This is a genomic window from Aurantiacibacter atlanticus, assembly GCF_001077815.2.
Taxonomy (GTDB): Bacteria; Pseudomonadota; Alphaproteobacteria; order Sphingomonadales; family Sphingomonadaceae; genus Alteraurantiacibacter; species Alteraurantiacibacter atlanticus.
This window is the reverse complement of the sequence record NZ_CP011310.1, coordinates 2,527,334-2,540,622: the sequence shown is the minus strand read 5'-3', so window position 1 is coordinate 2,540,622 and position 13,289 is coordinate 2,527,334. Positions and strand designations below refer to the sequence as shown.

At 58.2% G+C, this 13,289-nt stretch carries 11 protein-coding genes; 4 read left to right on the top strand and 7 right to left on the bottom strand.

The features are described from left to right. The first annotated feature begins 153 nt into the window (after positions 1-153). The 4 genes from clpB (at position 154) to CP97_RS12345 (ending at position 5,768) form a co-directional block, all read left to right on the top strand. A complete protein-coding gene (gene clpB, locus CP97_RS12360) occupies positions 154-2,733 on the top strand; it encodes an ATP-dependent chaperone ClpB (protein ID WP_048886205.1) in 2,580 nt (859 codons plus the stop codon). A 208-nt stretch (positions 2,734-2,941) separates the two neighbouring features. After that, on the top strand, positions 2,942-4,195 hold the full coding sequence (locus CP97_RS12355) for a TonB-dependent receptor (protein ID WP_082863819.1): 1,254 nt from the start codon (positions 2,942-2,944) through the stop codon (positions 4,193-4,195). A gap of 144 nt (positions 4,196-4,339) precedes the next feature. Then, on the top strand, positions 4,340-5,203 hold the full coding sequence (mtnP, locus tag CP97_RS12350; RefSeq protein ID WP_048886203.1) for an S-methyl-5'-thioadenosine phosphorylase: 864 nt from the start codon (positions 4,340-4,342) through the stop codon (positions 5,201-5,203). Between the two features lie 151 nt (positions 5,204-5,354). Beyond that, complete coding sequence (locus CP97_RS12345; RefSeq protein WP_418202071.1) at positions 5,355-5,768, top strand: MarR family winged helix-turn-helix transcriptional regulator; 414 nt, start codon at positions 5,355-5,357, stop codon at positions 5,766-5,768. A gap of 101 nt (positions 5,769-5,869) precedes the next feature. On the opposite strand, the gene CP97_RS12340 is transcribed toward CP97_RS12345, so the two are convergent. The 7 genes from CP97_RS12340 to CP97_RS12310 all read right to left on the bottom strand — a co-directional run bounded on the left by CP97_RS12340 (position 5,870) and on the right by CP97_RS12310 (position 13,240). After that, positions 5,870-6,880: a type II secretion system F family protein gene (locus tag CP97_RS12340; protein ID WP_418202082.1), complete on the bottom strand. Its 1,011-nt coding sequence runs from the start codon at positions 6,878-6,880 to the stop codon at positions 5,870-5,872. Between the two features lie 29 nt (positions 6,881-6,909). Continuing rightward, the gene (locus CP97_RS12335) at positions 6,910-7,881 is read right to left on the bottom strand and encodes a type II secretion system F family protein (protein WP_048886201.1); all 972 of its coding nucleotides are present in this window, start codon (positions 7,879-7,881) and stop codon (positions 6,910-6,912) included. A gap of 71 nt (positions 7,882-7,952) precedes the next feature. Next, entirely contained in the window at positions 7,953-9,257 is a 1,305-nt protein-coding gene (locus CP97_RS12330; protein WP_048886200.1) for a pilus assembly protein CpaE, read from the bottom strand. Positions 9,258-9,261: 4 nt separating this feature from the next. Next, positions 9,262-9,921 carry a CpaD family pilus assembly protein gene (locus tag CP97_RS12325; RefSeq protein ID WP_048886199.1) on the bottom strand — a complete coding sequence of 220 codons (660 nt, stop codon included), beginning with the start codon at positions 9,919-9,921 and terminating at the stop codon, positions 9,262-9,264. A gap of 5 nt (positions 9,922-9,926) precedes the next feature. Beyond that, positions 9,927-11,510: a type II and III secretion system protein family protein gene (locus CP97_RS12320; RefSeq protein ID WP_053106715.1), complete on the bottom strand. Its 1,584-nt coding sequence runs from the start codon at positions 11,508-11,510 to the stop codon at positions 9,927-9,929. Positions 11,511-11,575: 65 nt separating this feature from the next. Beyond that, the gene (gene cpaB, locus CP97_RS12315) at positions 11,576-12,673 is read right to left on the bottom strand and encodes a Flp pilus assembly protein CpaB (RefSeq protein WP_048886198.1); all 1,098 of its coding nucleotides are present in this window, start codon (positions 12,671-12,673) and stop codon (positions 11,576-11,578) included. Positions 12,674-12,748: 75 nt separating this feature from the next. Beyond that, the gene (locus tag CP97_RS12310; protein ID WP_048886197.1) at positions 12,749-13,240 is read right to left on the bottom strand and encodes an A24 family peptidase; all 492 of its coding nucleotides are present in this window, start codon (positions 13,238-13,240) and stop codon (positions 12,749-12,751) included. Between the last annotated feature and the right edge of the window lie 49 nt (positions 13,241-13,289).

Sequence of the window (13,289 nt, the reverse complement as noted above, 5' to 3'; positions counted from 1 at the left end):
CGTCGATGCCATTCGGTCATTTACCTATTTTCTGATCGGGCGTGGCCTTGGCAAAAGCAAAAGGGAAGCCAAAATGAATATCCCTTCACGCGGACCTTGTGTTGCAGAAATGCAACATTATCTCTCGTGAGAACAGATTTTGAGGGACACGATATGAATCTCGATAAATTCACAGATCGCGCACGCGGCTTCCTCCAAAGCGCGCAGACCGTCGCTATCCGCAGCAATCACCAGCGGATTTCACCCGAACATATATTGAAGGCGCTGCTCGAGGATGAAGAAGGGATGGCTGCCGGATTGATCCAGCGGGCTGGTGGCAATCCAGGCGCTGCGGTGCAGCAGGTGGATGCCTTGCTGGCTCAGGTTCCGGCGGTGTCAGGCTCTGGTGCGCAAGCGACGCCGGGGCTGGATAATGATGCCGTGCGCATTCTGGATCAGGCCGAACAGATTTCAGATAAGGCCGGCGACAGTTATGTCACGGTAGAGCGATTGCTGCTCGCTTTCGTGATGGCCAAGGATACCAAGGCGGGCAAAGCTTTGACGGAGGCCGGACTGACCGCACAGGCGCTCAACATCGCGATCAATGAATTGCGTCAGGGCAAGACGGCTGATTCAGCCAATGCCGAAGCCGCCTATGATGCGATGAAAAAATACGCCCGCGATCTGACCGAGGCTGCGCGTGAGGGCAAGCTCGACCCTGTAATCGGGCGCGACGAGGAAATTCGCCGCACGGTGCAAATCCTTGCCCGCAGGACGAAGAACAATCCCGTGCTGATTGGCGAACCCGGCACTGGCAAGACCGCGATTGCCGAAGGGCTTGCGCTGCGCATTGCCAATGGCGACGTGCCCGATAGCCTAAAGGATCGCCGCCTCATGAGTCTTGATCTCGGCGCGCTGATCGCAGGCGCCAAATATCGCGGCGAGTTTGAAGAGCGGCTCAAGAGTGTGCTTGACGAGGTGAAGGGCGCTGAAGGTGAGATCATCCTTTTCATTGACGAAATGCACACGCTGATCGGTGCCGGTGCGAGCGAAGGCAGCATGGATGCCTCCAACCTCCTGAAGCCCGCCCTTTCACGCGGCGAACTGCACACCATCGGGGCTACCACGCTCGACGAATATCAGAAATATGTCGAGAAGGATGCTGCGCTCCAACGCCGGTTTCAACCCGTATTCGTGGACGAACCGAGTGTAGAGGACACCATATCGATCCTGCGCGGCCTCAAGGAAAAATACGAACTGCATCACGGCGTACGCATCACCGATGGTGCAATCGTTGCGGCAGCGCAGCTTTCCGAACGCTATATTTCCGACCGTTTCCTGCCCGACAAGGCGATTGACCTGATGGATGAGGCGGCGAGCCGCATCCGGATGGAAGTAGAAAGCAAGCCGGAAGAAATCGAAACGCTCGACCGGCGTATCATCCAGCTCAAGATTGAGGAATCCGCGCTCGACAAGGAGACCGACCAGACAAGCAGAGATCGCCTTCATGCTCTGCGCGAGGAACTGGCCAATCTTGAACAGCAATCCTCCGAACTGACTACGCGTTGGCAGAACGAGCGCGACAAAATCAATGCCGAAGCGCGCATCAAGGAGGATCTGGACGCGGCGCGGATCGAATTGGAACAGGCCCAGCGTGCCGGCGATCTCGCCAAGGCGGGCGAGCTTTCCTACGGACGCATTCCGGAACTGGAAAAGGCACTCGCCGCCGCCGGAGAAACGACTGAGAACGCACTTCTGCGCGAAGAGGTGACGGAGGATGACATCGCCTCCGTCGTTAGCCGCTGGACCGGAGTGCCGATCGAGAAAATGCTGGAGGGTGAGCGCGAAAAGCTGCTCAAGATGGAAGATGAGCTGGGCAAGCGGGTTATCGGGCAGGAGCAGGCGGTCAATGCCGTGTCCAAGGCCGTGCGCCGCGCGCGGGCAGGGCTGCAGGACCCCAATCGCCCGCTGGGCAGCTTCCTCTTTCTTGGCCCCACCGGTGTCGGCAAGACCGAGCTGACCAAGACGCTGGCGGCATTCCTGTTCGATGATGATCAGGCGATGGTGCGCATCGACATGAGCGAATTCATGGAGAAACACGCAGTCGCCCGGCTGATCGGCGCGCCTCCGGGTTATGTCGGATATGAAGAAGGCGGGGTGTTGACCGAAGCTGTGCGGCGCAGGCCATATCAGGTGGTGTTGTTCGATGAGGTGGAAAAAGCGCATAGCGATGTCTTCAATGTGCTGTTGCAGGTGCTGGACGATGGTCATTTGACCGACGGTCAGGGCCGCAAGGTCGATTTCAGCCACACGCTCATCATCCTCACCAGCAATCTTGGCAGCCAGTATCTCTCAAACCTCGGCGATGACCAGAAGGTGGCCGATGTGGAAGATCAGGTGATGGATACGGTGCGCGGCCATTTCCGCCCCGAATTCCTCAACCGGCTGGATGAGATCGTGCTGTTTCACCGATTGGGGCAGGAGCATATGGCTCCGATTGTGGAGATACAGGTGGCGCGCGTGCAAAAGCTGCTGAAGGACCGCAAGATCACCCTGGATCTCACCGAAAGCGCGCGCAATTGGCTGGGCCGTGTAGGCTATGATCCTGTCTATGGTGCGCGTCCGCTGAAGCGCGCCGTGCAGCGTTACATGCAGGATCCTCTGGCTGAACTACTGCTGGCAGGCAAAGTGCCCGATGGCAGCACCGTGCATATCGATGACCGTGACGGCGAATTGGAAATGACTGTCACTTGAACAGCCGGAAAACTGGATGAAAGCACGATAGGAGGGCAGGCGGTTTCCTGCCCTCCTATCGTGCTTGTAGGACGCAGGTCACATGGTGTCCTGAAGCATCAGGATGACCGCTCAACCTGTATCAAAAACCACATATTGATCGCCGCCAGAGCAATTAGTCTTGAAATGAAATTACAAAAGACACTGATTTTATTATACTTGGGAGCGAATCGTCGTCACTGGTTCGCGCGTTGTTCGTGACACCTACTCCAGCGTTTCGCCTCTGAAAATCCTCGGAACAGAGGCACCCCGCGATGTCGGCGATTTCGATGCCGCGCAGATAACCGGCTTCACCAAAATCTCCGATCCATGCGCCGTTCCGAATGGGGCATTTGACGCGCTGAATGGTAGCTATCAGCCGCAGGATGATGATCGCGATCCGCGTATCCTTGAAATCTGCGAACGTGAAGGTCGGGATCCGGAAGCGGTTGGTGTAAACGCTGCCGGTTCGAACACAGACCAGCTCAGCAGCATCGAAGTTGCCAACCAGGGTTCGCTGGATCTCGATCCGGAAACCTCGCGCTCATTTACCACTGGTATTGCTGTGGCGGATAATTTCGGCGCATTCGATATGTCGTTCAACGTGAACTATTATTCGATCATCGTCGAAGATTCGATAGCAGAACTGACGGCACAATATGCAATCGACGAATGTTACCTTGATGATGACGATGTACGCAGCGTTTTCTGTGACCAGATTCGCTATTCGTCGGGCGAACGTGCGCTGATTAGCCAGGCATTCCCGACCTTCCTCAATCAGGACAAGGAAACGGTCCGTGGTCTCGATTTCAACGCCACCTTTGGCTATGAATTCCCCATGGGCGGCGATGTGCTCGACCTCGGGTTGAACCTGCGTGCCAACCACCTCATCGAACGCAGCACTCTCTTCGTCTCTGAGGATGGCGAGGACGATTTCGATGAGGAGACCGGTGAATTCGGCTTCCCGCGCTGGACGGGCCGTGCAATCGGCACTGTCGGCTATGGCGACTTCATGTTCACATGGCAGACCCGCTGGATTGGCAAGACCAGTCAGGCGGCAAGCGGCGTCGATGAATTCAGCGATGTGTTTGGCCGTGGCCCTGACGGCGAACCCACCGGCTTCAATTCCGATACCTGCCTCGGTAATGGTTCGGGCACCTATGATGACGTTTCCGGCGTCTTCACCCCGGATGGCGTGGTTGTTGGTGACGGTGTGTTCTGCCGCGGCGTCGGCCATGCAGACGATTACTTCGTCCACACCATCTCGATGCGGTATGAATTCAGCGATTTCATTACGCTGCGCGCGGGTGTGACAAACCTGTTCGATGAAGCACCCCCGCTGATCGACACCAATGAAGTGTTCGGCGTTTCGAACATATCAATTGGCAATGGCTACGATCTCGACGGTCGCGAATTCTTCGGTTCGATCTCGATCCGCTTCTAAGCTTCGCATTCTGCGACATGAGCAAGGGGCCTCGCAACTTTGGTTGCGGGGCCCTTTCTCTTTGCAATTCCCTGCACTGCTTGACCGGAAGGCTCGTGTCGGTAGGAGGCGCGGATGGCGATAACACGGCGGGAGGGTGGTTAGATGGCCGAATGGCACATCGGCGTGATTGGCGGCTCCGGCCTGTATGAGCCGGGTGACTTGCAAGACGCGCAGGAAATTCAGGTGAACAGCGCTTTTGGTGAACCTTCAGGCCCGATCGCGACCGGACGCATCGGAGGCGTCAAATTTTCCTTCATCGCGCGCCACGGGGCGGGCCATCGGCTCTCTCCCTCGGATGTCAATTACCGCGCCAATGTGGATGCGCTCAAACGCTGTGGCGTGACAGATTTGATGGCGGTTTCCGCCATTGGCAGCCTCAGGGAAGATATCGCGCCCGGCGAATTCGTCGTGGTGGACCAGATCATCGACCGCACTCTGGTGCGGGAACGCAGCTTCTTTGACAAGGGCATCGTGGCACATGTTCCGCTGGCTGATCCTGTCTGCCCAAGGCTCTCGAAAATGGCGGGGAAGGCATGCGGCAAGGCCGGCACCAGGGTGCATCAGGGCGGCACCTATGTCGCCATCGAAGGACCACAGTTCTCAACGCGGGCGGAAAGCCTGATGTATCGTGAATGGGGCGGCGATGTGATCGGCATGACCGCCATGCCCGAAGCACGCCTCGCCCGAGAGGCGGAGCTGCCATATGTTCTTATCGGCATGGTCACCGATTACGACTGCTGGCGTGACAAGGGCGATGTCGACGTGGCCGCGATTCTCAAGGTAATGGCAGGCAATGCCGACAAGGCGCGCAGCATGCTGACACACTTCGGTGCCGGATTGCCGAAACAGCGCAAGGCAAGTCCGATCGATACGATCCTTGATACTGCAATTATTACGCCGAAGGACAATTGGGACCCGCTTGCGTCAAGCAAATTGGACGCAATCACCCGCCGACTTTGGAAATAGGCTGGCGCGACGCAATAATATGGTTAAATCGCCGAATCTGAATAGCGTAAACTTGCAAAATCGTTGAAAATTTATCAAGAAGTTTCTTATGCAACCGACAAGTACACTTGCCCGCTTCCTTCCATACCAACTTTCGTTGGCATCCAATGCCGTGAGCGGACGTATTGCGCAGGAATATCGGCAGCGATGGGAACTGAGCATTCCTGAATGGCGCGTAATGGCGGTACTTGGCGATGCCGGCCCGCAGACCCAGCGAGAACTCACCAAGCGCACATTGATGGATAAAGTCGCGGTCAACCGCGCGTGCAAGGTGTTGGAAGAACGCAGCCTTGCTCAGCGTACACCCAATGAACATGATGGCCGTTCGCATCTTCTTGCGCTGACCAGTGAGGGCACGACCATGCATGGCGAGATTATGCCATTGGCGCTGGAAATGGAACGTCAGCTGTTTGCAGGCTTTTCGGCAGAAGAGCTCGATTTGTTCAGAACCCTGCTGGCGCGCGCTCGCGCAAAGGCAGAGGCTCTTTCGGATGATGATTTGCCCGGCACCGGCGGCTTGCGGTAACTCCTGCCAGGGCAGCAAACCGTCATGTAGAGACAAGAAAACCCCGCCCGGTAATAAGCCGGGCGGGGTTTTTCGTGCGATCCCACATTGCGGGATGGCGGTCAGTTGCTTCCTGGTCCATCTCCGGCGAATGCGTCGGCAATGGAACATGCTGCCGGACCCAGGATCACGATGAACAGCACGGGCAGAATGAACAGGATCAGCGGCACCGTCATGATGGCGGGTAGGCGCGCGGCCTTTTCTTCAGCGCGCATCATGCGTTCATTACGGAACTCGGCAGACAGAACGCGCAGGGCAGAGGCCAGCGGCGTACCGTAACGCTCGGTCTGAATCATCGTCGTTACCACGCCCCGCACGGCATCAAGATCGACGCGATAGGCGAGGTTCTCGAATGCCTGGCGACGTTCTGTGAGGAAGGCCAGCTCAATTGCGGTCAGCGCGAATTCATCGCCCAGTTCGGGATAGGCACGACCCAGTTCCTTGGCCACGCGGTTGAAGGCGGAATCGACGGTCAAACCTGCTTCGGCGCAGATCACCAGAAGGTCGAGCGCATCAGGCAGACCCTTCTGGATCATCTTGGTGCGCTTTGTGGCGATATTCTTCAGATAGACTTCGGGGCCCTTGTAACCTGCCACGACCATGACCGCAAACCCCATGAACCTTTTGAAGTTGCTCCAGTCGGGGAACATGTCGGTCCAGTAGAACATGACAACGCCGGCAAGGCCCAGCACAACGGGCAACACCATGCGGGCAAAGATGACGACGACAGCAAATTCCTTGTTGCGATAGCCAGCTTGCGCCAGCTTTTGCTGCACGTCCTTGATCTGGCTTTCCTGCAAGACCTTCATGCCTGCAAGCGTGTCTTTCACCTTTTCGGTAGTGTCAGTCTTGCGGACCAGGCTTTGCCGCTTCTTGGCAGTTTGGGTCAGCATGCCGGATTTAAGTTCATTACGGCGCTCGTTAAGCGCCTTTACGCGCTTGGCCATCGGGTCTTTCACCGTGACCGCTGCGTAGATTGCGAGCAGGATTGCGGCAGCGGCCATGCCAGCCAGGACCGAGCCGACCAGTACGATATCAACGCCGAGCAAGGTCGGACTTTGCGAGGGAGCCATCATTATCATTGTTTCCATCTCCTCCGCGCTCAGATCTCGAAGCTGACCATCTTGGCCATGATACCGGCCCCGATGCTCATCCACACTAGGCCACCAAGACCGGTTACGATCAGGCGTTCATCTTCGAAGAAGCCGCCGATATAATTGGGGTTGATCCAGTAGATCATGCCAAAAACGATAAAGGGCAGCGCGCCCACGATATAGGCGGAGGCCTTGGATTCAGAGCTCATCGCCTTGATCTTCAGTTTCATCTGCGCGCGTTTGCGCAACACGTCAGCAAGGTTGGAGAGCGTTTCTGCAAGGTTGCCGCCCGTTTCGCGCTGAATTGCGAGCGTGATGACGAAGAACTGGAATTCGGCCGTGCCGAGCTTGTCGGCTGTTTCCTGGAGCGATTCCTCCATCGTGCGGCCAATCTTGATGCGTTCCACAGCAGAGCGGAATTCGACACCGACGGGTCCGGGCACTTCCTGTGCTACCACCGTCAGCGTTTCACCCACCGGTAGACCAGACCGCAGACCGCGCACGAGCAATTCGATGGCGTCGGGGAATTTGGAGTTGAACTGGTTGGTACGACGCTTGATGAAATGGCCGACAATCAGATGCGGAAGACCCGCGCCGATCACGACACCCAGGCCCAAGGAAAGCATCAGGGCCCCTGATTGGAGAAAGATCAAGGCGCTCACCGCGATGATAAGGGCAAGCGATGCGTAAAGGTATTGCTGCACCGTCCAGCTTTTGCCGGCACGGTTCAAACGCACTGCAAGGGCCTCTGCCCGCGAACCGGAACCGGCTGCCTTGAACTTTTTCGGCTTGCGCGCGGCGATAGCCTTTTTGAGCTGGCTTTCGACCTTGTCGACCGTGCTGTCGGAATGGCGGTAACGCAAGGACTGAAGGCGTCGCTGGCTTTCCTTGTCCGGCGATTTTCCAGACACCAAGACGTATCCGAGGATCATCAATCCCATGAGGCCGCCGGCCACTAGCAGGAGCTGGATGATGTTCATGGTCCGCCTTCTCTTATTCTGGAGTCAATGGGGTGGGGAGTGGGGGTGGATCTCACCACCCCACGCTTCCACTATTCTGCAGCTTCAACTGCAGCGGCAGGCGCCTTGGACTTCTTTGAAGAGCCACTCAGCAGTGACTTGATGTCAAACTTGCCAAGCATGGAGCCTTGCTTGGCAGGCTGTTGCAGGCTCGCACCGTCATCCTCGCTGACACCGACAATCGTCTTGGCAATGTCGCGCAGGGGATTGACCGTCCGTGAAGCCTTGTTGGCCTCGATAAAGGTCTGGCCCAGCTTTGCCGCATTGGACGCAGCTTTCTGATCAAGGTTGATCTGATAATTGATCTTCTGTTCAATCGAGGCTTCGAAATCGGCTTTGCTGATTTCCGCCGCGCCGGACTGCATCTTGTTGCACACGATCATTGGATGAGTGTTGGGTGCGTTGGTCTTGAGCCAGGACAGCAGGCGGATCGTATCGCGGGCCGAAGCCAGCGTCAGCTCCGTTACCAGCGTGACAACATTCACTTCCGCCAAGAGGTGGGGGAAGTTGATCAGCATGTTGCGTGGCAGATCGATCACCGTCATGTCAAACGCCTGGCGGAATTCTTCCTCCAGCTGCAGGAACGCGGTGCCATCGGTCATGACCGGAGCATTGATTGGCGCTTCGGCAGACATGATGGCAAGGTTATCGTTCGCGCGGATCATGGCGCGTTCGATGAACAGGCCATCGATGCGGCTCGGATTGTCGATTGCGTCGGTCAGACCACGGCCCGGCTCGAGATCAAGCGAGAGCGCGCCAGTGCCAAAGTGCACATCGAGGTCGAGCAGCGCGGTTGAACGTTCATGTTCGATCGAGAACAGCCAAGCGAGCGAAGTCGCGATGGTGGAGGCACCAACGCCGCCGCGTGTGCCGACGACGGCGGTCGCGACATGTTCGTGCTCGGCTTCGCCTTCTGAACTGCGCGGGGCGGAGAACACTGCCTGCGCCTGCGTCAGGGCATCGCGCACCTGATTGGCCGAAAGCGGCTTCAGCAGGTAATCGTGAATGCCGCTGGCGACGAGATCGCGGTATAGGCGAACATCATTCACCTGGCCAACTGCAATCACCACGGTGCCCGGTTCGCAAACCTCGGCCAAGGCGTTGATATCGTTCAGCGGATCGCCGCTTTCGGATAGGTCGACCATCAGGATCGCGGGACTGGCTGCAATCGACAGGGACTGGATTGCATTGCGCAGACCGCCCTTGTTGCACTTTTCAGGCTGCCAGCCCATTTCGATAACCACCGGGCGAAGTGCATCGAGGGCACCTTCGTCGCAGATGTAGGCGGAGAACGGCTCACGATTTCCGAGCGGTCCGGGTTTCCATTGTGCACTCATCTGATTAGTCCCCTTCGGACGAAACTTCGGGCAGGGCGGTGCCGCCACCACCGGTGGGCTCGGCATTGCGGTAGGAATCGATCGCGCGGTTCGATGTCAGGACAACCGTGTCGCCGGAACCTCTCGCGCCATTGAGCAGATGCTCGGGATCGGCGACCATCGCGGCAATATTGCTGTTAACCGCGCAGCCGAAGCCGGGCGACGTCTGATTGCCAACTTCGACGCCATATTCATCCTTCCAGATCGGGCAGCCGGGCACATGGGCGGTGGTCCGCGTCACAACTACGCGGACATTACCGGGATCGACATAGCCTACGGTCACCGGAACGGTATCGCTCAACAGGATGCCGAAGCGGCTTGCCACAGCAGCGACATCTTCACGCACGGCAGGGCTGCTTGCAGGGTCATCCAGGGCGATGCGATCGCCATAACCAAGTTCCAGCATTTCAAACCAGTCGGCCAGGCGAACCTGTTCAGGCACGGTCAGACCGCTGCCGCTGCTGACCAGGTCGAGCGAGAAATTATTGCGTTCCACAACCGGCTGGTTGACTGAATTGAGCGACATGTTCTGCGGCTCTGTATTCATCGTGCCGCAGGCGGAAAGCCCGAAGCCGATGGAGAGCGCCAGGGCTGTCGCGGCAAGGCGTTTGGTACGGGTTGTCATGGCGATCACTCTCCGTCGTTGAAGCTGAAGCCGGGCGTGGCTGCCGCGGTTTGCGTTGCAGCACCGTTGGGGGCATTGCCGCCTGCCAGTGCCGTGTCACTCTGTTCGTTCAGGCTGATGTCCGGACCTTCGGGTGCGGGAGTTGCAGCACTCGGCATCGGGCGCATACCGCCGTTTTCACCGGCAGATTCTCGTCCCATCATGAACTGCTCGGCAGCATTGGGAACGCCGAAGCCATCAGTTGGCAGGCGGATGTCGCGATCGTTTACAGGGCGCACCAGATATGGCGTGACCACGATGACCAACTCGGTTTCGCCGCGCTGGAACTGTGTGGAGCGGAACAGATTGCCAAGCACAGGAATATCGCCAAGGCCAGGGGCCTGATCGATGGTGTTCTGGGACGCATTCTGTAGCAGACCTGCAATCATGAAGCTTTCGCCCGATCCCAGTTCTACTGTTGTTTCCGCACGGCGGATCGTCAGCGCCGGTATTACGAAGCCGTTAAGCGTTACAGCGCCTTGGCTGGAAAGTTCGGACACTTCGGGACGCACGCGGATCGAAATGCGGCCATTGGACAGCACGATCGGCGTATAGGCGAGGCTGACGCCGTAATTCTTATATTCTACCGTGGTGGTTCCAAGACCCTGGCTGAGCGGGATCGGGAATTCGCCGCCAGCAAGAAATTCGGCGGTTTCGCCCGAAAGCGCAGTCAGGTTCGGCTGGCTCAGCGTGGTAACAAGGCCGCGCGTTTCACCAATGTCGAGTGCAGCAGCGATATCCAGACCGAGGAATTCGCCCACGGCGCCGATTGTCGTGCCGGGGTTGATGCCGGCAATATTGGTACCCGCCTGTTCGATGAACTGGCCGGGATTGTTGGGATCGGGCACCTGCACTGTAATACTGCCGGTGCCGACGCCAGTGGCGGTGCCCGGATTGAAAGAGGTCGGCGAACGACCCTGTCCGACACCGAACTGGAAACCGCTGCTGCCGTCGATTGTCGTCAAGTTCGCACCAAGGTTGCGAACAAGCGAGCGGCTGACTTCGGCGAAGCGGACGCGCAGATTGACCTGCAGGGGCGTCGACATGCGAAGGCGAGAGATGACGTTGGAGTCAGGTCCGACAAAGGCCTGCACCAGACGTTCTGCCTCCGAGGCATCTTCGGGCGCTGCCACCGTGCCAGTAAGAAGCACTGTGTTGGAGCCCATTGTCGCAACCGAAATATCGGCTTCCGGCATCGCCAGGCCCAGCATCTGATCGATGCTGTCGAGGTTGGAACCGACCCGGATATTGGCCGACCAGATGATATCGCCTGAAGAGTTGCTGGCGTAGATAGTGGTTTCGCCACCCGAAAGGCCGAAGACATAAAGCTGGCGCTGTGACTTTACCTGGACATCGGCAACGCCTTCATCGGAGACGAAGATGTCTGCCATATTGCCCGGCACGGTCACGAGTTCACCGCGGCCGATGGAAAGGACGATATCCTGTGCGGGACGCACGGTTTGGGCCTGGGCCGGAGCGGCGGGCATTATCGCCAGCGGCGCGAGCGCACAGGCGGCACTCAAAACAGTCTTGAAAAGACGACTGGTCATGGTCTTGCCTTTCGGAACGTTTCCGTTGGAACGTGTGTAATTTTGCGTGTGGTTCATCATGGCGATCACCGCAGGGTCGTCATGCCAGCCGGGGCGACGGCAGCGCCGCGTCCCATGGCATTGGCCTGACGGTCGAGCAGCGCACCTGCGCCCCGGCTGACAGGCTCTACAGTGGTGGCCTTGCCGCGAGATACACGAACAGTCGGGCCGGAGGGTATTGCAGGAGCTGCGAAGCCATCGGCATTTGCCTGTGCCCCAGCCTGCGGAGCTGCAGGAGCACGCGACGGAACCGAGCTACGCTGGAAGCGCGAGACATCTCCGCCGGTAGCAAAGGTGGTGCCACCTTCGGCAGGGCGAGAGATAGCAGTGCGGAGCAAGGCTTCTTCTTCTTCAGCGGTTGCATTATCCGGCAAATCGACGCTGCCTGATGCAAGTGCACGCTCGAGTTCAGTCTGGTTGTCCGCAATGGAGCGCAGGGCCAGGCTGATTGTGCCGATTGTCTGAGCGACGGCGATCTTTTCCGCGATGCGCGGTGTCACTTCGAGCGTCACTGTACGGAAAGCGCGTACAACGGTACGGCCGCTTTCGTCGCTGGTTGTCTCTGTGGATTGGTCGGTGGCAAGCACACGAAGATTGGTCAGGATCGTTTCAGACGCCTGCAATGGATCGGCATCATTACCAGTGCCGCGAACGGTTTGCGTCAGCACCATGTCCACACGGTCACCCGGGAATACGAAGCCGGCTACACCGGTGCGGGCAGATACGGAAACCGTGACAGCGCGCATGCCCGGGCCAAGCGCCGCAGCAAGGAAGCCGCGATCACCGGGGGATACGAGCGATCCCTGGGTTACCGGCTCACCCGCAGTCATCGGGTTGCGCACAACTGTGCCAAGAAGGCCGTCCATATCGGCTTCGCCGTCAATGAAATAGGCGTCCTGAACCAGTTCCTGCGGCCACAATTGGTAGGCAACGGCATCGGCAGTGATGATCGTGCCAACAGGCAGGCTGCGTTTGGCCACCAGAACCTTGGGGCCTTGCGCCTCAGGTTGGGCGGCTTCAACATCAGGAGCCGCCGCGCCGGCGAACATGCTCCGGGCAGCGAGCGCTGTACCGATTGCTACGATCAGCGCTCCTACCAGCAATATGAGCTTTTTCTTGTCCATGGTGCTTCAAGCCCCCTCAGTTGGATCGTGTATTAAGGTTTTCACCGGATACCCCGGCAATGGTTAAAATCAGGTTCACCCCGCGACACTCGCGGCAGCAGCTGCTGGAATATAGAAGGAGCCGATGGCCCACAGACCGGCGAGAGCGATGGCCACTCCATAGGGAATAGCCAGCTTGTCGCGCTGGCGGCGCATGATGTGCCAGGCACCGAAAAGCAGGGTCAGCACACCGCCCAGCAGCGCCATCATCACCAGCAGCTTCAGGAAGATCATCGGCTGGATCCACAGCGCAAGCGCTGTAAGTAGTTTTACGTCACCGCCGCCCATCGCCTTAATCGCGAACAGGATCGACAGGACGGCAAAGGTAGCAAGAGCAAGGCCGACTTGCATCGCGACATCGGGCCACAGGGCCATGTCACTGGCAAACCAGAACAGCGGAGCGCCAAGCGCGATAGTCGCATTCAGCCAATTGGCGATGCGGCGGCTTTTGAGATCGGTGAACGCAGCAATCAGCAGCGCAATTGCCAGCGCGGCGAGTAGTGCGTACTTGATCGGATCGTCTAACATATGGCCCCCAAATGTCCCTGGAGCCTTGTGCTAGCGCCCATGGCTTACC

What these genes read in the sequence shown, in the direction of transcription:
- clpB (WP_048886205.1), top strand. Translation starts at nt 154, where the DNA reads ATGAATCTCGATAAATTCACAGATCGCGCACGCGGCTTCCTCCAAAGC.
- mtnP (WP_048886203.1), top strand. Translation starts at nt 4,340, where the DNA reads ATGGCCGAATGGCACATCGGCGTGATTGGCGGCTCCGGCCTGTATGAG.
- CP97_RS12340 (WP_418202082.1), bottom strand. Translation starts at nt 6,880, where the DNA reads ATGGCTCCCTCGCAAAGTCCGACCTTGCTCGGCGTTGATATCGTACTG.
- CP97_RS12335 (WP_048886201.1), bottom strand. Translation starts at nt 7,881, where the DNA reads ATGAACATCATCCAGCTCCTGCTAGTGGCCGGCGGCCTCATGGGATTG.
- CP97_RS12330 (WP_048886200.1), bottom strand. Translation starts at nt 9,257, where the DNA reads ATGAGTGCACAATGGAAACCCGGACCGCTCGGAAATCGTGAGCCGTTC.
- CP97_RS12325 (WP_048886199.1), bottom strand. Translation starts at nt 9,921, where the DNA reads ATGACAACCCGTACCAAACGCCTTGCCGCGACAGCCCTGGCGCTCTCC.
- CP97_RS12320 (WP_053106715.1), bottom strand. Translation starts at nt 11,510, where the DNA reads ATGACCAGTCGTCTTTTCAAGACTGTTTTGAGTGCCGCCTGTGCGCTC.
- cpaB (WP_048886198.1), bottom strand. Translation starts at nt 12,673, where the DNA reads ATGGACAAGAAAAAGCTCATATTGCTGGTAGGAGCGCTGATCGTAGCA.
- CP97_RS12310 (WP_048886197.1), bottom strand. Translation starts at nt 13,240, where the DNA reads ATGTTAGACGATCCGATCAAGTACGCACTACTCGCCGCGCTGGCAATT.